Source organism: Rhodococcus sp. SORGH_AS_0301 (genome assembly GCF_030818285.1).
Lineage (GTDB): Bacteria > Actinomycetota > Actinomycetes > Mycobacteriales > Mycobacteriaceae > Rhodococcoides.
Window position 1 is genome coordinate 1,782,416 of the sequence record NZ_JAUTAC010000002.1, and the last position, 19,336, is coordinate 1,801,751.

General features: G+C 68.8%; 20 protein-coding genes. 8 read left to right on the forward strand and 12 right to left on the reverse strand.

What is annotated here, in order from left to right:
• Positions 1-3 precede the first annotated feature (3 nt).
• On the reverse strand, positions 4-969 hold the full coding sequence (locus QE397_RS09045) for a quinone oxidoreductase (RefSeq protein ID WP_307092934.1): 966 nt from the start codon (positions 967-969) through the stop codon (positions 4-6).
• A gap of 105 nt (positions 970-1,074) precedes the next feature.
• Between QE397_RS09045 and QE397_RS09050 the strand changes: the two genes are divergently transcribed.
• Positions 1,075-1,455, forward strand: coding sequence for a hypothetical protein (locus tag QE397_RS09050; RefSeq protein WP_027505290.1), 381 nt, complete (start codon positions 1,075-1,077; stop codon positions 1,453-1,455).
• A gap of 10 nt (positions 1,456-1,465) precedes the next feature.
• Here QE397_RS09050 and QE397_RS09055 read toward each other — a convergent pair whose 3' ends face one another.
• The 4 genes from QE397_RS09055 to mptB form a co-directional block, all read right to left on the reverse strand.
• Entirely contained in the window at positions 1,466-2,449 is a 984-nt protein-coding gene (locus QE397_RS09055) for a heme A synthase (RefSeq protein WP_307092935.1), read from the reverse strand.
• 97 nt (positions 2,450-2,546) lie between these two features.
• Positions 2,547-3,347 (reverse strand): ABC transporter permease, encoded by an 801-nt coding sequence (locus QE397_RS09060; protein WP_027505292.1) that lies wholly within the window; start codon positions 3,345-3,347, stop codon positions 2,547-2,549.
• Positions 3,344-4,318 (reverse strand): ABC transporter ATP-binding protein, encoded by a 975-nt coding sequence (locus QE397_RS09065; RefSeq protein WP_051613224.1) that lies wholly within the window; start codon positions 4,316-4,318, stop codon positions 3,344-3,346. The genes QE397_RS09060 and QE397_RS09065 overlap by 4 nt, the downstream gene beginning before the upstream one ends.
• A complete protein-coding gene (mptB, locus tag QE397_RS09070; protein ID WP_051613271.1) occupies positions 4,315-5,982 on the reverse strand; it encodes a polyprenol phosphomannose-dependent alpha 1,6 mannosyltransferase MptB in 1,668 nt (555 codons plus the stop codon). Before mptB ends, QE397_RS09065 begins: the two co-directional genes overlap by 4 nt.
• A gap of 250 nt (positions 5,983-6,232) precedes the next feature.
• Between mptB and QE397_RS09075 the strand changes: the two genes are divergently transcribed.
• Genes QE397_RS09075 through QE397_RS09105 form a run of 7 tightly spaced genes read left to right on the forward strand, consistent with a single transcriptional unit; the run spans position 6,233 to position 12,708 of the window.
• Entirely contained in the window at positions 6,233-7,147 is a 915-nt protein-coding gene (locus tag QE397_RS09075) for a metalloregulator ArsR/SmtB family transcription factor (protein ID WP_328812938.1), read from the forward strand.
• A complete protein-coding gene (gene sufB / locus QE397_RS09080; protein ID WP_027505295.1) occupies positions 7,144-8,595 on the forward strand; it encodes a Fe-S cluster assembly protein SufB in 1,452 nt (483 codons plus the stop codon). Before QE397_RS09075 ends, sufB begins: the two co-directional genes overlap by 4 nt.
• Positions 8,592-9,809 carry a Fe-S cluster assembly protein SufD gene (gene sufD, locus QE397_RS09085; RefSeq protein ID WP_222637586.1) on the forward strand — a complete coding sequence of 406 codons (1,218 nt, stop codon included), beginning with the start codon at positions 8,592-8,594 and terminating at the stop codon, positions 9,807-9,809. Before sufB ends, sufD begins: the two co-directional genes overlap by 4 nt.
• A 49-nt stretch (positions 9,810-9,858) precedes the next feature.
• Positions 9,859-10,632 carry a Fe-S cluster assembly ATPase SufC gene (gene sufC, locus QE397_RS09090; protein ID WP_027505297.1) on the forward strand — a complete coding sequence of 258 codons (774 nt, stop codon included), beginning with the start codon at positions 9,859-9,861 and terminating at the stop codon, positions 10,630-10,632.
• Positions 10,629-11,897, forward strand: coding sequence for a cysteine desulfurase (locus tag QE397_RS09095; RefSeq protein ID WP_307092938.1), 1,269 nt, complete (start codon positions 10,629-10,631; stop codon positions 11,895-11,897). Before sufC ends, QE397_RS09095 begins: the two co-directional genes overlap by 4 nt.
• Positions 11,894-12,364 (forward strand): Fe-S cluster assembly sulfur transfer protein SufU, encoded by a 471-nt coding sequence (gene sufU, locus QE397_RS09100; protein WP_027505299.1) that lies wholly within the window; start codon positions 11,894-11,896, stop codon positions 12,362-12,364. The genes QE397_RS09095 and sufU overlap by 4 nt, the downstream gene beginning before the upstream one ends.
• Positions 12,361-12,708, forward strand: a complete 348-nt coding sequence (locus QE397_RS09105) for a metal-sulfur cluster assembly factor (protein ID WP_027505300.1) — start codon at positions 12,361-12,363, stop codon at positions 12,706-12,708. The genes sufU and QE397_RS09105 overlap by 4 nt, the downstream gene beginning before the upstream one ends.
• Positions 12,709-12,715: 7 nt before the next feature.
• On the opposite strand, the gene QE397_RS09110 is transcribed toward QE397_RS09105, so the two are convergent.
• From QE397_RS09110 to QE397_RS09140, 7 genes are all read right to left on the reverse strand, one after another.
• Positions 12,716-13,906: a GNAT family N-acetyltransferase gene (locus QE397_RS09110; RefSeq protein WP_051613225.1), complete on the reverse strand. Its 1,191-nt coding sequence runs from the start codon at positions 13,904-13,906 to the stop codon at positions 12,716-12,718.
• Positions 13,903-14,664 carry a phosphatidylserine decarboxylase gene (locus QE397_RS09115; protein WP_081821190.1) on the reverse strand — a complete coding sequence of 254 codons (762 nt, stop codon included), beginning with the start codon at positions 14,662-14,664 and terminating at the stop codon, positions 13,903-13,905. Before QE397_RS09115 ends, QE397_RS09110 begins: the two co-directional genes overlap by 4 nt.
• Positions 14,661-14,900: a hypothetical protein gene (locus QE397_RS09120; protein WP_155956982.1), complete on the reverse strand. Its 240-nt coding sequence runs from the start codon at positions 14,898-14,900 to the stop codon at positions 14,661-14,663. Before QE397_RS09120 ends, QE397_RS09115 begins: the two co-directional genes overlap by 4 nt.
• Before the next feature lie 40 nt (positions 14,901-14,940).
• Complete coding sequence (locus tag QE397_RS09125; protein WP_261769385.1) at positions 14,941-16,191, reverse strand: SDR family oxidoreductase; 1,251 nt, start codon at positions 16,189-16,191, stop codon at positions 14,941-14,943.
• A gap of 183 nt (positions 16,192-16,374) precedes the next feature.
• Complete coding sequence (locus tag QE397_RS09130; protein ID WP_307092943.1) at positions 16,375-17,397, reverse strand: Ku protein; 1,023 nt, start codon at positions 17,395-17,397, stop codon at positions 16,375-16,377.
• Between the two features lie 43 nt (positions 17,398-17,440).
• A complete protein-coding gene (locus QE397_RS09135) occupies positions 17,441-18,568 on the reverse strand; it encodes a lycopene cyclase family protein (RefSeq protein ID WP_307097454.1) in 1,128 nt (375 codons plus the stop codon).
• Positions 18,565-19,335: an SDR family oxidoreductase gene (locus QE397_RS09140; protein ID WP_027505304.1), complete on the reverse strand. Its 771-nt coding sequence runs from the start codon at positions 19,333-19,335 to the stop codon at positions 18,565-18,567. Before QE397_RS09140 ends, QE397_RS09135 begins: the two co-directional genes overlap by 4 nt.
• Position 19,336: the final 1 nt, after the last annotated feature.

Sequence of the window (19,336 nt, forward strand, 5' to 3'; positions counted from 1 at the left end):
GCGTCAGGGTTCCAGCACGATCGATCCCGCCGTCCGCCGGCTCTCCAGGTCGATGTGCGCTTGACGGGCCTGCTCGAGCGGATAGCGATGCTCGACTCGGACCGTCAGGGTTCCGTCCGCCAGCGCGCGCACCACGTCTCCGCCGCGCCATTCCAGCTCTGCCCGGTCGCGGATGTGATGCGCGAGGGTGGGGCGGGTCAGGAACACCGAGCCGGCCTTGTTGAGGCGTTGCGGGTCCACCGGCGGTACCGGCCCGCTCGCGGCACCGAAGAGGGCCACTGTCCCGCGGATGCGCACGCTCTCGAGGCTCGCGTCGAACGTCGAGGCACCGACGCCGTCGTACACCGCCGCGACGCCGACACCGTCGGTGATGTCGCGCACGCGTGACGGGATGTCGTCGTCGTAGCGGAGAACGTGAGTCGCGCCTGCTTCGCGCGACAACGCCTCCTTCTCGTCGGTGGACACGGTGGTGATCACCGTCGCGCCCTTCGCCGTGACGAGCTGCGTGAGAATCAGCCCGACTCCGCCCGCGCCGGCATGCACCAGCACCACGTCGCCGGACCGCACGGGGTACGTCGACTCGATCAGATAGTGCGCCGTCATGCCCTGGAGCAGCACGGATGCCGCCTGAGGGGGATCCACACCCGCCGGCACCGCGATGGCAGAGGCGGCCGGGACCCGCACGAGTTCGGCGTAGCTCCCGGGCGCTGCGGCCCATGCGACGCGGTCGCCGACCGAGAACCCGGACACCTCCGAGCCCACCTGCTCGACGACGCCGGTGCCCTCGTCGCCCGGGACGTACGGCAGCTCCCGCGGGTAGGACCCGCTGCGGAAGTACGTGTCGATGTAGTTGATCCCGGAGGCCTGGACCCGGACCAGTAGATCGGCCGGGCCGGGTAACGGATCGGGGACGTCGGTCACGTCGAGGACGTCGGGTCCGCCGGTTCTGGTCACGAGTACAGCGCGCATGGGAAAAGTCTGCCACCGCGCCCGCGACAGCGGGGGCGGGACGGACCCACCGCTGAGTTACCGGCCAGTAGGGACGCGTGGGACGGACCGGGTATTCTCACGGTCATGAGCACCGAGAGCATCGAGAACGCACCCAAGGGTGACTCCGGGCAGAGCACCGAGACGGCGGCCCCGCCGTCGAACCTGGTGTCCTCGATCGAGTCGTTCGTCGCAGCGCACGGCGGGTCCGCGACGGTGGTGTTGCAGCCGCTCGGCCGCGCCGGTGTCCGCATGACCCTGGTCGGTGCCGACGGGATCCTGGGGGACCGGGTCGCCGGCAATCTCCGCATCGCGCACGCGGTGGTGGACTCGCTCGACTCCGTGACCCTCGGTGACTGGGACCGCGAGCTGACGAGCATCGTCACCCCGCGCAAGGGTCACTTCGCGCAGATGGCGGGATGGGTGGCGCGTCAGTCGCGTTTCCCGAAGGCGCGCAACGGTCTCTGACCGCGTCCGATCAGTCCGCGCGGGCCAGCCGAGGCGAGGTCACGTCGGTGTCCTCGGCTGCCGGCACGGTCTCCCGCTCCCGCAGAGACACCCAGAGAGCGGCCGTGGCGGCCGTGGCCGTGGCAGCACCGGCGACGTGGACGGCCACGAGGGCCGCAGGGACGTCGGTGAAGTACTGGACGATGCCGACGCACGCCTGGGCGACGACGATCGCGATGACCACCTGCAGACGCTTCTTGATGGCCGAGGCTCCGGACGGACTGACGGCGTAGACGGCGAACGTGAGCCCCACCAGCAGCGCCAGGTACCCCACCAGAAGTTCGGCGTGCAGGTGCACCAGCGTGACGATCTCCACCTCGAGCCGAGCCACGTCCGCGTCACCGGCATGCGGACCCGCGCCGGTGACCATGGTGCCCGCCACCAGAACTCCGGCGAGAAGGACCGCAGACAGCACGGTCAACCACCGCAGCGGCGCGGGCACGGCGGGTACCGAGACGCCCTCGTCCTTCTCACCGATCTTGTGGAACAGCAACGTCGCGAGCCAGACCATCAGCATCGAGATCACGAGGTGCACCGCCACGGTCCACCACAGCAGCCCGGTGAGCACCGTGATGCCGCCGACGCCGGCCTGCAGCACCGTGCCCGCAGGCATGAGCCACGCGTAGACGACCACCTCGCGGCGGCGCCGTGCCCGTGTCACCGCCAGGACGATGGCAGCCGCGGTGAGGACCACGGCGAAGGTGAGCATGCGGTTGCCGAACTCGACCGCCTGGTGCAGGACGGGCACCTCGGACACGCCGACGGGCGTGAAGCTGCCGGGGAAACACTGCGGCCACGTGGGGCACCCGAGCCCGGAGCCCGTCACCCGGACCACAGCGCCCGTCACCGAGATACCGCCCTGCGTCAGGATCACGACGAACGCGATGATTCGCTGGACGCGAACGGAGGGGACCGGGAGGCGGTCGACCACGGAGAAGTACGCACGGGAGAGCACACGTCGATGGTAGACGGCATCTCCTACGCTGCGTAGTTGGCCTGCGGCCTGGGGCAGTCGGCCTGCGGCTTCGGGTGGTCGGACTGCGGCTTCGGTGTCAGGTGAACGAGAACTTGCGGGTCGCCCAGAAGCCGCAGATCGCCGCCCACACGACGAGGACCAGGATGCCGAACAGATCGGCTCGTCCCACGACTGCCTGCTCGAGCGTCTCCGCCATCGCGCCCGACGGGATCAGTCGCGCGATCATGCGGACGCCGCCGGGGAGTGCCTCGTTCGCGAACACCACGCTGCCGATGCCGAGCATCACGAACCACGCGATGTTGGCGAGGGCGAGCACGATCTCGGCCCGCAGCGTCCCGCCGAGCAGGAGGCCCATCGTGGCGAAGGTGACGGTGCCCAGAGCGATGACCAGCGCGCCCAGCACGAGTCCGCCGGGAGTCGGACGCCACCCGAGGGCGAGGCCGATGGCGCCGAGCAGTACCGACTGCAGCACGACCACGAGGAGCACGGCGATCGACTTCCCGGCGATCGCGCCCCACTTCGGCAGAGCGGTGGCGCCGAGTCTCTTGAGAGCGCCGTAGCGCCGGTCGAAGCCGACGGCGATGGCCTGACCGGTGAACGCGGTCGACATCACCGCGACGGTCATCACGGCGGGCACGACGGTGCCGACGCGCTCGGTGCCGAAGTCGCCGAACGGCAGCAGCGTGAGGCCGATGAGCAAGGTCACCGGGATGAACATCGTCAGCAGCAGCTGCTCACCGTTGCGCAGCAGCAGAAGCAGTTCGAGGCGGCTCTGCGCCAGCAGCATGCGGCGGCGCGGTGCGGGCCGGGGATCCGGTGTGAACGTCCCCGGTGCGAATCGGTCGGACGCACGTTCGGACCGTGATGTCACGCTCACCCTCTCAGTTCCCGCCCCGTGAGGTCGAGGAAGACGTCCTCGAGGCTGCGCTGCTCCACACGGAGATCGGTGGCCAGCACGTTCAGTCGAGCACACCACGAGGTCACCGTCGCGAGCACCTGGGGGTCGATAGTCCCCTCGAGCAGATACGAGCCCGGCGAACTCTCGACCGGATCGAACCCCTCGGGCAGCACCATCTGCAGCAACGACAGGTCGAGGCCGGAGGGTGCGGAGAAGCGCAACTGGCCCTCGGCGCCCCGACGGGTGAGCTCGGTGGGCGTCCCCGAGGCGACGACCTGGCCGTGGTCGATGATCACCAGGTCGTCCGCGAGGTGCTCGGCCTCGTCCATGAGGTGGGTGGTCAGCAGGATGCTCACGCCGTCGCGCCGCAGCGCCTCGACGAGGTCCCACACGAGGAGCCGGGCCTGTGCGTCGAGCCCGGCGGTCGGCTCGTCGAGGAACACGAGCTCGGGGCGGCCGACCAGCGCACAGGCCAGTGAGAGGCGTTGTTGCTGACCGCCGGAGAGTCGTCGGTACGGCGTGCGGACGGCATCGGTGAGCCCCAACTGTCCGAGGAGCCACTTGGGATCGAGCGGGTCGGCCGAGTACGCGGCGACGAGGTCGAGCATCTCGCCCGCACGCGAGCCGGGGTAGGCGCCGCCGCCCTGCAGCATCACCCCGATCCGCGGCTTGAGACGGTCGGAGTCGACGATGGGATCGAGCCCCAGGACGCGGACCTCACCGGAGTCGGGCGTGTGGAAGCCCTCGCACATCTCGACGGTGGTGGTCTTGCCGGCCCCGTTGGGACCGAGGAGTGCGAGCACCCGGCCGCGCTGCAGCTCGATGTCGAGTCCGTCGACGGCCGCGACGTCACCGAAGTGCTTGACCACACCGCGGAGCGACACCGCCGGAGAGTCCGTCGGCGTCCCGGCATCGGACGCCGTGGGCGGAGGGACAGGTCGGGCGGTCACGATGATCCAGCGTAGGCGTCCGACGGACGGTCCGGCGCCGCCGCCCCGTCGCGTGCCCGCCAGGGCAGCAGTCGCCTCGTCGAGGCGTACAGCACGGCGATCGTCAGGACTGTCGCCACCGCCGCCTGGACGATGACGAAGGGCTGGACCTCACCGCCGGTCGGCATGACGATCAGCGAGACGAACGCGGAGAAGACGATCACCGGCACCCGGAACGCCGGTCGGGTGGCCCAGGCGGCCAGCGGGGTGACGGCCCACAGCAGGTACCAGGGCTGGACCACGGGGAAGAGCAGCACGAGTGCCCCGAGCGACACGCCGAGGGCTCCGATGGGGTGGAGCCGACCCAGCAGGACCGACACCAGCATCCGCACGATGATCAGCGCGGCCACCAGGGAGGCGATCGGGCGGGTGAGGGACAGCACGGCAGTGGTGTGGTCGCCGATGCCGAGGAGGACGCCGGCGCCTCCCGTGGCGAGGCCGAGCAGTGTGGGCAACGACATCCAGCTGCGCACGGCGTTGGCCGTGCCCAGGGTGTCCAGCCAGCCGAATCCGAGCCCGCTCGCGGCGCTGACGCCCAGGATCACGGCGACGGTCACCGCGCCGAGCAGGGCGGCGGCGGCGGCGACGTCGCGGGGCCGACCACCCCATCGACGGGCCAGGGCCATGCCCACGAATCCGAGCGCGAGCACCGACGGGATCTTGATCGTCGCGGACAGGGCGATGACCGCCGCGCCGGCGAGCAGCAGCACGCCGGTACGGCCCCGCAGTGGTGCCGCGGACTCGACCGCACGGAACGAGAGTTCGAGCCCCGCGAGCATCAGGCCCAGCATTGCGGCCTCGTTGTGGATCCCGGCGACGAGGTGGAAGAGCAGGAGCGGATTGGCGGCACCGAGCCACAGCGCCGCCACGCTGGACACTCCGCACCGGGCGGCGAGGCGGGGGAGAGCCCACACGATGAGCGCGACGCCGATCAGCGCGACGATGCGATGCAGGAAGATCCCGGCGACGATGTCGTCACCGGTGAGCGCGGTGATGCCCCGACCGATCCACAGGAAGAACGGTCCGTAGGGCGCCGGGGTGTCGCGCCAGATGGTCGGCACGGTCCTGGTGAGCACATGGTCGACGCCGAGTGCCGCCTGCGGACCGATGGCGTACGGATCGAGTCCGCGGGCCGTGATCTCGCTCTGCGCCAGGTACGAGTAGACGTCCTTGCTGAACATCGGTGGCGCGACGCACAGCGGCACGATCCACAGCGCGAGCGTGCGGTCCAGCTGGGAGCGAGACATCCGGCGCGGCGACGAGTGCGCGCCGAAAGATCCCACGGCGAGGCGGCCGAGGAGCAGCCATGCGAGCACCACGACGGCGGTGCCGATCATCGTGATGGTGAGTGCGGCGGGGAGCGCGCGAGCGAAGAGCCCGAGCACGCGGACACCCTGCACCGGGTTCTGGAGAACCGGTTGTGCGCCGGCGCCCAGTGCACCGAGGGCCATCATCGCGGCGCCGATGGCACCGAAGCGGCGGATCCGTGTGAGATCGCGCACCTCGGCGGCGTTCAGTTCGGGGCGCTCGGGCTCGTTGTCGTGCAGAAACGCGACGCGGTCGCTGCGCGGAGACCCCTCGATCCCCAGCACCCGACGCGTCGCTCGACGGGCCGTCGCCCGCATCCGCGCGGCGGTACCGGAGCGACTCGGCTCCGTCGCACCCGCCGTGACCACGTCGTCGGTGCCGCCCGCGAGAGACGCCGAGGCGTCGGTCGGTGTCACCGGCGCGGAGGGCACGGAGTCGTCGGCAGGTGCGGGCACAGAACGGAGCGTATCGACACCGGCGCCGATCACGAACGTCGCCGCGGCATCGGCCCTGCTACCCAGGGTGCCCTTGCTGGAACCTCTCCGGTAATTCGGTCACACTGGTGTTGTGAAAACGACTACCGAACGTTCCGGCGAGCGCGTCAGCGCCCGCGCCGACGTCGCGTCGGTCACTGTCACTCCGGCTTCGGGATCTGGTTCAGCAACGTCGGGCTCGGCAACGTCGGAGGGTCGCACGCGGTCGTCCGTCGTGACGCTCCTGCTCGAGGAGGGTCCGATCAGCGCCACCCAGGTCGGGTCCCGTCTGGGCATCAGCGCCGCCGGCGTGCGGCGCCACCTCGATGCTCTCATCGACGCGGGCGACGCGCGCGTCACGATGACCTCGCGTCCCGGTGCACGTACCCGCGGTCGCCCCGCGAAGCTGTTCTCCCTGACCGCGCACGGACGCTCTCGACTCGGCCACTCGTACGACGATCTCGCGGGTGCGGCCATGCGGCACCTACGGGAGATCGGCGGCGACGACGCGGTGCGCACGTTCGCCCGCCGACGCATCCAGTCCATCGTGGGCGACGTCGAGCCTGCCGACACGTCCTCGCAGCAGTCCGTCTCCGAGACGGCCGACGCCATCGCCGAGGCGCTGACCGAGTCCGGCTTCGCCGCCTCCACCCGCCCGGTCGGCAACGGGGTGCAGATCTGCCAGCACCACTGCCCGGTCTCGCACGTCGCGGCCGAGTTCCCCGAGCTGTGCACCGCCGAGCGCGAGGCGTTCGCCGATCTGCTCGGAACGCACGTGCAGCGCCTCGCCACCATCGCCAACGGCGACTGCGCGTGCACCACCCATGTGCCCCTTCGCACACTCTCGACTCCCGAATCAGGCAATACCGACGACGATGTCGGCGTTGCACCGAGTGATGCTGCCGACAGCGGCACGGTCCACCACGACCGCACAGCTCTCGATTCGGCCCGTACCACCAGCTCCAGCCCGAACAGCCCGCTCGATCGTCTCCGGAAGGAGCCCGCATGACCGTCACACCAGACCAGGTGACCCCCACGGTGCCCGCGACACTCACGCAGGACGAGACCATCGCGTCTCTCGGGACCTACGGATACGGCTGGTCCGACTCCGACGTCGCCGGTGCGAGCGCCAAGCGCGGCATCAGCGACGCCGTCGTCCGCGACATCTCCGACAAGAAGAGCGAGCCCGAGTGGATGCTCGAGGCACGCCTCAAGGCGCTGCGCACGTTCGAGCGCAAGCCCATGCCGAACTGGGGCTCGAACCTCGACGGCATCGACTTCGACAACATCAAGTACTTCGTGCGGTCCAGCGAGAAGCAGGCCGCCACGTGGGACGATCTGCCCGCCGACATCAAGAACACGTACGACCGCCTCGGCATCCCGGAGGCGGAGAAGCAGCGCCTCGTGTCGGGTGTCGCCGCTCAGTACGAGTCCGAGGTCGTCTACCACTCGATCCGCGAGGATCTCGAGGAGCAGGGCGTCATCTTCCTGGACACCGACTCGGGTCTGCGTGAGCACCCGGAGCTGTTCCAGGAGTACTTCGGCTCGGTGATCCCGGCCGGTGACAACAAGTTCTCCGCGCTGAACACCGCGGTGTGGTCCGGTGGGTCCTTCATCTACGTGCCGCCGGGCGTCCACGTCGACATCCCGCTGCAGGCGTACTTCCGCATCAACACCGAGAACATGGGTCAGTTCGAGCGGACGCTCATCATCGTCGACGAGGGTGCCTACGTGCACTACGTCGAGGGATGCACCGCGCCGATCTACAAGTCCGATTCGCTGCACTCGGCGGTCGTCGAGATCATCGTGAAGAAGGGTGGTCGGTGCCGCTACACCACCATCCAGAACTGGTCGAACAACGTCTACAACCTCGTCACCAAGCGCGCGAAGGCCGAGGCCGGCGCGACGATGGAGTGGATCGACGGCAACATCGGCTCGAAGGTCACGATGAAGTACCCGGCCGTGTGGATGACCGGTGAGCACGCCAAGGGCGAGGTTCTGTCGGTGGCGTTCGCCGGCGAGGGCCAGCACCAGGACACCGGCTCGAAGATGCTCCACCTCGCGCCGAACACGTCGTCCAACATCGTGAGCAAGTCCGTCGCTCGCGGCGGCGGCCGGGCATCGTATCGCGGCCTGATCCAGATCAACAAGGGCGCGCACGGGTCGAAGTCGACCGTCAAGTGCGACGCACTCCTGGTCGATCAGATCAGCCGCAGCGACACCTACCCGTACGTCGACATCCGCGAGGACGACGTGACGATGGGCCACGAGGCCACCGTCTCCAAGGTCAGCGACGATCAGCTGTTCTACCTGATGAGCCGCGGCATGACCGAGGACGAGGCGATGGCCATGGTGGTGCGCGGCTTCGTCGAGCCCATCGCGAAGGAACTCCCGATGGAGTACGCCCTCGAGCTCAACCGCCTGATCGAGCTGCAGATGGAGGGATCGGTCGGATGACCCTGCCCCACACCGACACCGGGGTGAAGGCTGCCGTCACCGGCGAGAACCCCGCCACCGAGAACAAGCGCGCGATCGTCGCGAACAAGGGCGCGCAGTTCTCGTCCTACGACGTCGCCGCGTTCGAGGTGCCGTCCGGCCGCGATGAGATCTGGCGCTTCACACCGCTGCGGCGCCTGCGCGGTCTCCACGACGGCACCGCCGTGGCCACGGGCTCCGCGACCGTGACGGTCACCGACGCGCCCGAGTCCGTGCGCGTCGAGACCGTCGGTCGTGACGACGCGCGGCTCGGCACCGCGGGTGCGCCGGCCGATCGGGTCGCCGCCCAGGCGTACTCGTCCTTCGACTCGGCCACCGTCGTCACGGTGGCCTCCGAGGCAGAGCTCGCGGATCCGCTGATCGTGACGGTCGACGGTCCGGGAGCGGACGTCGTCGCCTACGGCCACGTCCAGATCCGCGTCGAGGCGTTCGCCAAGGCGACCGTCGTGCTCGAGCAGCGCGGCAGCGGAACCTACGCCGAGAACGTCGAGTTCGTCGTCGCGGACAGCGCACACCTCACGGTCGTCGCGCTGCAGGAGTGGGACGACGACGCGGTGCACGTCGCGTCGCATCACGCGAAGGTGGGCCGCGACAGCGTCCTGCGTTACGTGTCGGTCAGCCTCGGCGGCGACCTGGTGCGCCTGACCCCGACGGTGAACTTCACCGGTCCGGGTGGCGACGCCGAGCTCCTGGGCCTGTACTTCGCGGACGACGGTCAGCATCTCGAGCAGCGCCTGCTGGTCAACCACACCGCGCCGCACTGCAAGTCCAATGTGGTCTACAAGGGCGCCCTGCAGGGCGACCCGGCGTCGAAGAAGCCCGACACCCACACCGTGTGGGTCGGCGACGTCGTCATCGGTGCGAAGGCGGAGGGCACGGACACGTTCGAGCTCAACCGCAACCTGATTCTCACCGACGGCGCGCGCGCGGACTCCGTCCCGAACCTCGAGATCGAGACCGGCGAGATCGTCGGGGCCGGTCACGCGAGTGCCACGGGTCGCTTCGACGACGAGCAGCTGTTCTACCTCCGTGCTCGCGGCATCCCGGAGGACCAGGCACGCAAGCTCGTCGTGCGCGGTTTCTTCCACGACATCATCGCGAAGATCCCGGTCGCGTCCATCCGTGAGCGTCTCTCCGACGCGGTCGAGGCGGAACTCGCCATCACCGGCGTCTGACCCCTCGCGCGACCACCTTCTCCCGATTCACAGACAGGCAAGGAACATCATGTCCACTCTCGAAATCCGCGATCTGCACGTCGACGTCGCGAACACCGACGACGCCGCGCAGCCGATCGAGATCCTGAAGGGCGTCGATCTGACGGTCTCGTCGGGCGAGACGCACGCCATCATGGGCCCCAACGGCTCGGGCAAGTCGACGCTCTCCTACGCGATCGCCGGTCATCCCAAGTACCGCGTCACCTCGGGCACCATCCTGCTCGACGGTGAGGACGTGCAGGAGATGTCCGTGGACGAGCGTGCTCGCGCCGGCCTGTTCCTCGCGATGCAGTACCCCGTCGAGGTTCCCGGTGTCTCCATGTCCAACTTCCTCCGCACCGCGGCCACCGCCGTGCGCGGCGAGGCCCCGAAGCTGCGGCACTGGGTGAAGGAGGCCAAGGAGGCGATGACCGAGCTCGACATCGATCCGGCCTTCGCCGAGCGCAGCGTCAACGAAGGCTTCTCCGGCGGCGAGAAGAAGCGCCACGAGATCCTGCAGCTGGGTCTGCTCAAGCCGAAGATCGCCATCCTCGACGAGACCGACTCGGGCCTCGACGTCGACGCCCTGCGGGTCGTGTCGGAGGGTGTCAACCGCTACAAGGAGCGGGAGAACGGCGGCATTCTCCTGATCACGCACTACACCCGCATCCTGCGCTACATCACGCCCGATCACGTACACGTGTTCTCCGCGGGCCGCATCGTCGAGTCCGGTGGACCCGAGCTGGCCGACGAGCTCGAGGCCAACGGATACGAGCGCTTCACGAAGACCACCGCGGGCGCATGACGGCCGTCGCGTCGGTCGGCACCCTGGACGTAGCGAGGCTTCGGGAGGACTTCCCGATCCTCGGTCGTACCGTGCGCGACGACAAGCCTCTCGTGTACCTCGACTCCGGCGCGACGTCTCAACGTCCGGTGCAGGTGCTCGATGCCGAGCGGCACTTCCTCACCACCTGCAACGCCGCCGTGCACCGCGGGGCCCACCAGCTGGCCGAGGAGGCCACGGACGCCTACGAGGGTGCCCGCGCGGGCATCGCGGCCTTCGTGGGTGCCCGCGCGGACGAGATCGTGTTCACCAAGAACGCCACCGAGTCGCTCAACCTGGTCACGCACGTCCTCGGCGACGACCGCTTCGCGCGGTCACTGCGTCCCGGTGACGAGATCGTCATCACCGAGCTCGAACACCACGCGAATCTGGTTCCGTGGCAGGAGCTCTCACGTCGCATCGGTGCGACGCTCCGGTGGTACGGGGTCACCGACGACGGCCGGATCGACCTCGACTCGCTCGAGCTCACCGACCGCACGCGCGTGGTCGCGTTCACCCACCAGTCCAACGTGACGGGCGCGGTGGCTCCCACCGAGGAACTCGTCCGTCGTGCACGGGCGGTCGACGCACTGGTCGTCCTCGACGCCTGCCAGTCGGTGCCGCACATGCCGGTGGACGTCTCCGCGCTCGACGTCGACTTCGCGGCGTTCTCCGGGCACAAGATGCTCGGACCGTCCGGGGTCGGTGTCCTGTACGGCAAGGCTGCGCTCCTGGCCGACATGCCTCCCTTCATCACCGGCGGGTCGATGATCGAGACCGTGACGATGGAACAGACCACCTACGCACCGCCCCCGCAGCGGTTCGAGGCCGGTGTGCCCATGACGTCGCAGGTCGTCGGTCTCGGTGCCGCCGTGGAGTACCTGAACGCGCTGGGGATGGACGCCGTCGCCGCGCACGAACAGACGCTCACTGCTGCCGCACTGTCGGAACTCGCCACCATCGACGGGCTCCGCATCATCGGGCCCACGGTCACGCAGGATCGCGGGGGAGCCGTGTCGTTCGTCGTCGACGGCATCCATGCGCACGATCTGGGGCAGATCCTCGACGACGAGGGCGTCGCCATCCGCGTCGGGCATCACTGCGCGTGGCCGCTGCACCGTCGTTTCGGCGTGGCCGCGACGGCCCGTGCCTCGTTCGCCGTCTACAACACGGTGGAGGAAGTGCACGCGCTGCGCGACGCGATCCGCACGGCACAGACGTTCTTCGGCGTCGGCGGTGCCGCGTGAGAATGGAACAGATGTACCAGGAAGTGATCCTCGATCACTACAAGCACCCGCACGGTCGTGGGCTCCGCGAGCCGTTCGGCGCCGAGGTGCACCACGTCAACCCCACGTGCGGTGACGAGGTCACGTTGCGCGTGAACGTCGCCGACGGTGTCGTGGCCGACGTGTCCTACGACGGGCAGGGGTGCTCCATCAGTCAGGCGGCCACCTCGGTTCTGACCGACCAGGTCGTCGGACTCTCCGTCGAGGACGCGCTTCTCACGGTGGACGCCTTCTCGGCGATGGTCGGCAGCCGCGGCACCGTCGAGGGTGACGAGGACGTCATCGGCGACGGCATCGCCTTCGCGGGTGTGGCGAAGTACCCGGCACGCGTGAAGTGCGCGCTGCTCGGATGGATGGCATTCAAGGACGCCGTTGTTCGTACTGTGGAGACGCAGGACGAGCACGCGAACAGTGGAGGACGATCATGACCGATACCGACAACGGCGCAGTGGCGCCCGATTCCGTCATCGAAGACCTCGAGGAGGCCATGCGTGACGTCGTCGACCCCGAGCTCGGCATCAACGTCGTCGACCTCGGACTGGTCTACGGAATCACCATCGACGACGAGGCCGTGGTCACCCTCGACATGACGCTGACGTCCGCGGCGTGCCCGTTGACCGACGTCATCGAGGACCAGAGCCGCACCGCCCTGGTGCGCAGTGGTCTGGCCGAGGACCTCAAGATCAACTGGGTCTGGATGCCGCCGTGGGGACCGGACAAGATCACCGACGACGGCCGCGAGCAGCTGCGCGCGCTCGGCTTCACCGTCTAGAGCCGGCTCACCCGATCTCACGCGAGAAGATGCGGTACGTCCTGCTCGGGTCCACCGGGTAGGACGAACGCACCGAGTGGAACCAGCCCCCGTCCGCCAGCACGGGGGCTGCTTCCACGGAGGCGTATCCGCCGTCGTGGATGCGCTGGAACAGTTCGAAGATCAGCAGTGCCGAGGTGCCCTTGTCGGGGCAGCTCGGGTCCACGAACATCATGTCGAGCCGCACGTGCGTGCGGTGTCTGCGTCCGCCGGGCCCCCGCCACCGCGCGATCGTGTGGAGATCGCGCACGATGCCGAACCGTGAGCGCACCGCTCCGAGGGCCGCCTTGTTCACGTCCGGGATCCCCATGACGAAGCCGACGACCTCGCCGTCGAGTTCGGCGAACAGCACGATCTCGGGATCGAGGATCGGACGCATGGTCGCCACGAGCGCATCGAGTTCGTCGGGTTCCACGGGCGTGAATCCCCAGAACGACGCGAATGCGGTGTTGTAGAGCACGCGCAGCTTGGCCACGTCCTCGTCGAACGTCGCCGGATTCATCGGCCGGACGACGACGGACGACCGCGCCTTCCACCTCTGGCCCATCGCGTACTTGCGTGCGAACGGCGGCGACTGGACGAGCGTGTGCGGGTCGTCGTGATAGAAGCTGTGGAACTCCTTGATGCTGGTCATACCCCACGACTCGAGGAGATCGGCGTAATACGGGGGATTGTGGGGCATCCCGACCAGCGGCGGAATGTCGTTGCCGTGCACCAGCACTCCCGCGCTCCACAGCAGTGACGGGCTCATCGGACCCACCACGGTGCTCAGCGACCGCCCCCGAGCCCAGGCGGCCACGGCGTCGAGCAGAGCGTGCGCGGCCTCCCGGTCGTCGAGGCACTCGAAGTAGCCGAAGTACGCGGTCTGCTCCTCGTAGTGCGAGATGAAGACCAGGTCGGCGATGGCCGCGATCCGCCCCACGAGCCGCCGACCGCGATACGCGAGGAACGCCTGACTCGTCATCCGGCTCTGCGTCTCCTCAGAGGGCCGACGCAGCATCGAGCCCACGTCCGCGATGTCGCCGGGGATCCAGTTCGGGTCGTTCCGATAGACCGCGAACGGGACTTTCGCGAAGGCCGACCAGTCGCGACGGGTGCGTACCGCTGTGATGGTCACGGCCGCGGTCGTGACCGGCCGACCGACCGTACGTGAGGTCATGAGAGGGCCTCCTCGAGGTCGTCCTGCATCGTGCTCCGGGTCGTCGGTGCCGGCCGCACGACGGACCGGGCGAGCACCGACTCACCGGCCCACACGTACTGCCCCGGCCGTACCAGGACGTCGCCGTCGAGCAGAGCGTCGGGAAGGAACACGTCGCACTGTGACCCGAAGCGGATCAGGCCGTACTGCTCGCCGCGAGCGAGATTCTCACCGACCTCGACGTGGGCGACGATCCGGTCCACCCACAGATCGGCGATCTGTGTGACGAAGACGGTGGGACCGTCGGCGTGCCGGACACCGATGGTCAGTCGCTCGTTGGTCAGGAGGTACTCGCACCCCTCGTCGTAGGGCGTGCGGTGCAGGAACAGGTTCGCCGTCATGCGAGCCATCGACCTGTTGAACGGCGCCGCGCCGCGGTGTTCACGCACCACCACCGCCCCCTCGATCGGTGCGCGATTGCGGTGGACCGAGTGCTCGGTCATGTAGGTGCCGACGAGCCACCCGCTCGCGTCGGAGTCGATCCCGGCGTACTCGGACAGCCGGATGGTGCGCCGCTTCTTCACGGCGACCGGCATCTGGCCCGACTCGACACGCTTGACGTAGGTGATGTAGCCGTCGGCCGCCGACACGATGGACGACGGGTCCGGGGGCACCGACCGCTCGGGATCACGGAGAAAGGCGGCGCTGCGCCAGTACGAGTACCCGCCGACGAGCGCGGCGAGAGCCACGGTTCCGGCGGTGGTGGCTGCTCTGGTCACGACGGCTCCACCACCGTCTCCTTACCGTGGTCGATGCGCTCGACCAGTGCGATGAACGCGTCGTAGAGATGGGTGCGCAGCACGGCGTCGATCGCGACGGCGAGCACCCCGAGGGTCGCGCAGGCGACGTAGTAGACGAGCCCGAGCGTGAAGTTCACGAAATCGCCGAGGAACACCCGGACCCGGTACCTCGCGCCGGTTTCCAGGAACATCGGTTGCGGCGGGACGCGACTCATCGTGCACGACCGAGGACGTCGCGTGTCTGTGCGCTTCTGCTCACGCGGTGACCAGTCGGGGTCGGCGCGCCGTCGCGTCGCGGAACTGGATGACCGACAGGTACAGCGCGAAGAGCGCATCGTGATCCCACGAGGATCCGTCGAAGGACGACGGCATGAGCGACGGTGCGTTGGAACGGCGGATGAGGTCGTTGACGTCGGACCCGAGCAGGGACGCCGTCTTCTCCGCCGGGATCTTGCTGTCGACAATCGCCTTGAACTCCGCCCACGGCACGAGGTCCAGGCCGAGAGCCGATGCCAGGACGGCGTTGCTGTAGGGCACCGGATTGGACGGTACGAGGTGGGGGAGCGTGCCGTCGCCGAGAGCGTTGTCCGCCAGCACGCGCGCGAGCACGTCGACGGGCGCGTAGTTCATGCCCGGTCCGTCCCACATCGCACCGACACTGTTCGCCAGCTCGATCGCGCGCCAGAAGCTGTAGACGCGACCCGGGTCCTTGCCGACGGTGGTGCTGCCGAGCACGTACGGCGACTCGACCAGGGTGACGGAGGCGACGCCGTCCCGTGCGAGCCATCCGAGGAGCTGACCGTTGATCCACTTCATCTGACAGTAGCCCGAGTACCACCAGGAATCGGGACGCAGGAAGTCCTCCGGGCTGGTGTAGATAAAGGCGCCGATCGACCCCATGTAGGTGAGGTGCTTGCGACGGTCCTCCAGGGTGAACTGGACGACGCGCAGCAGGGAGACGAACCAGTCCTGTCGCAACTCGAGGTAGCTGGAGTCGTAGTCGGTGGAACTGGCCGAGTTGAACACCTGGTCGACGGTGCCGCGGAGCCGCAGGTAGGTGTCCTCGTCCAGACCGAAGTTCGTCCGGGTCGGAACCGCCTCGATGACGACGATCTTCGCGAGATCGATCCCGGTGATCGAGTACTGGGCGACGGTCTCCTCGAAACGCTCGGCGGCGGAGGAGTCGCCGGCGGATCGGACACCGGCGTAGACCGTCGTGATTCCGGGGCGCAGAGACAGTTCCGCGACGAGATGCGCTCCGACGAAGCCGTTGGCACCGAACACCAGCGCGATCTCGTCGGCGGGCGGCGCCATGGAGCGCACCTGCTCGGCGGTGCTCGGATCGACGATCGGTCGCAGCAGCTCGTGGTCGCCGGCGGACAGCGCCGCGACGTCCGCATACTTTCGCGAGAACAACAGCGACGGCGCGTCGCCCGTCAGAGCGACGACCGGACTGACCAGGTGCCCGTCGTTGGCGACAGTGCTGAACGTGTACTCGTCGAACATGTGATCTCCCCCGATGGATGCGGCGCCCGTCGCCGGTGTGACCGGGACGACTCGCTGTGTCTCTCCAGAGAGAGTAAAAGCATCCTTGGGGTGATCAACCACGTTTGGCGTTGTGAGACATACGGTTCCGTGGGCACTTGATTGTGAGGCCCGTGCGGACGCGCACGCCGTGGTCGTGAGACCTCACGCCCCCTTGCGCTGCTGGTCCTCGTCGCCCGACGACGTGCCGCTCCCGGCCTTCTTCGCCGCCGCCTTCTTCGCGGCCGTCTTCTTGGCGGGCGCTTTCTTCGCCGCCGCCTTCTTGGCCGGTGCCTTCTTCGCGGCTGCCTTCTTCGCCGGAGCCTTCGTCGCGGACTCTTCGTTCCCCGACTCGTCCTTCGTCGATGCCGAGTCGGTGTCGCCGCGACGACCACGGCCGGACCGGCCCGCCGCCTCGACGCTGCGTTGGAGTGCCGCGACCAGGTCGACGACCTCGGCGTCCTCTCCCGAGTCGGTGTCCTCCGGTTCGGCGTGCACCACCTTCTCGCCGCCGTTCTCGATCATCTCGTCGAGGACCTTGCGGAGTTCGATCTGGTAGTCGTCGGTGTACTCGGACGGGTCGAAGTCGCCCGACATGCTCTCGACGAGTGCCCCCGCCATCTTCAGTTCGTTGGGGCGGGGCGCGGTGACGTCGTCGAGCGAGGAGAACTCGGCGGCCCGCACCTCGTCGGGCCACAGCAGCGTCTGGATCATCAGCACGTCGTCGTGCACGCGCAGGGCCGCGAGGCGCGTCTTCTGTCGCAGCGTGAAGTGCACCAGCGCGGTGCGATCGGTCGTGGACAAGGTCTCCCGGAGGAGCACGTACGCCTTCGGGGACGTCGAGTCCGGCTCCAGGTAGTAGCTCTTGTCGAACAGGATCGGATCGATCTGGTCGGTCGGCACGAACTCGAGAACCGGGATCTCGTGCTTCTCGGCGGCGGGCAGCGACGAGAAGTCCTGATCGTTCAGGATCACCCGGTCGCCGTCGGGGGTCTCGTAGGCCTTGTCGATGTCGGCGAACTGCACCGACTCACCGCACACGGAGCACTTCCGGTCGTACTTGATGCGACCGCCGTCCTTGCCGTGGACCTGATGGAACTTGATGTCGTGGTCCTCGGTGGCCGTGTACACCTTGACCGGGACGTTCACCAGGCCGAAGGCGATGGAGCCTTTCCAGATCGATCGCATGTGTCCAATCTTGGGGCACGCCCGGTCACATTTCCACCACCCGTCACGAACGCGTCCCCACCGCTGCGGAGAACATCGCCCGACGGACCGCTCCGAGGATCACGCGGCGGTCGGACGAACCGATCCGCGAGAACAGCGTCAGCATCGCCCGGGACATGCCGGCGACGTCGTCGTCCGACGACAGATAGGCCCGTTGCAGCGTCGACGGCATCTCGAAGAATCGGTCGAAGAACGGCGCGAGGGCATCGGGCGGGAAGGACAGCAGAGCGTCCGCGCCCACCGACCGCAGCCGGGTGACCGCCCGCGATCCCGCCGAGTCGACGCCGCCGCCGTCCAGCACGACCGACGCGATGACGTCCGCTCGGCGCAGGGAGGCAGCGACGCTGTACCCGGTGGCGGTGTGCAGAGCCGGACTCCGCGTCCCGGTGGTGACGACCCCGCGCGTCGGACGGGTCGGCGGACGCATCGCGAAGCGCACCCGCTCGACGGGCTCGTCGCCGCGCAGAGTCACACCCCGCGCAGCCAGTCGTGCGAGCAGCCGACGCGCGAGCTCGGGTGAGGTGAGGCCGGGCCGGCCGACCAGGCAGGTTTCCTCGAGCAACACCGCGCCGCCGCCCAGCGGCACGACGTACAGAAAGGACGGCACCGCGTCCGCGTCCGCACCGTTGTCCCGCCGCCAGTCCATGATCACCGCGGACTCGCCGCCGCAGGCACGTGCGGCGGTGTCCTCGTCGACCACGACCCCGTGGGCCGTCTGCTCGGGGACTCCGGGGCCCACCGCCGAGCCACGGGCGTCGATCACCGTCCGGCCGGACAGGGTCGTGCCGTTCCGCAGGGTCATCGACGTGGGCGTGACCTCCGCCGCGGACTCCGCGACCACCGACACTCCGTCGAGCGTGAGGCCGTCCTGCAGTCGTCCGGTGTCGAGCACCGAGTACTCACGGTCCACCACGTGTCGGCGTGTGCCGACCACGACGGGGGAGCGGGACGTGGACGCGCGCGTCGACTCCGGCACCCAGTCCGGAATCTCGTCGGTCCACATCCCGTACGTGTTGATCCATCGACGATCCGGACGGGGGTCGACGAGAGTCACCGATGCCCCCGCGGCCGCGCAGCGATGTGCCGCCGCGCGGCCGGACGGGCCGGCGCCGACGACGATGACGTCGGTCAGAACGTTCCCGTCGCCAGCAGTCCGCCGTCGACGCGCACCGTCTCACCGGTGATCCACGACGCGGCGTCGGACACGAGGAACCCGACGAGCGAGGCCACGTCCTCGGGCGTTCCCAGCCGCTTCATCGGGTAGCCGGCGGCCGCCGCCTCCTCACCATTGGCGACGAGTGCCTCGGCGAACTTGGTCTTGACGACGCCCGGGGCCACCGCGTTCACACGGATCGAGGGTCCGAGCTGCCACGCGAGCTCCTCGGTCAGCCGGATGAGCGCCGCCTTGGACGAGCCGTACGCGGCGATGACTCCGGTGGATCGGATTCCCGCCACGCTGGCGAGGTTCACGACCGAGCCGCCGTGCTCGCCCATCCACGCTCGGTGCGCCTCCTGGATGAAGCCGAGCGTCGCGACGACGTTGACCTCGAAGATCTTGCGGACGCCGGCCAGATCGGCCTCCATCAGCGATCCGTACACCGGATTGATGCCGGTGTTGTTGATCAGAATGTCGAGTGAGCCGAGCTCGGCGACCGTGCGGTCGACCGTCTCGCGGCGGGACTCCTCGTCCCCGGCGTTGCCGGCGATGGCGAGCACTGTGGCCCCCGGTACCGCGGCGCGCAACTCCTCGGCGGTGGCGTCGAGCTGCTCCTTCTTGCGGGCGGTCACCGTCACGGCGGCTCCGCGAGCGAGGAGGTCGGCCGCGATGGCCCGACCGATTCCGCGGCTCGCGCCGGTGACCACGGCGACACGCCCCTGCAGATCCTGTTCCTTCTCCATG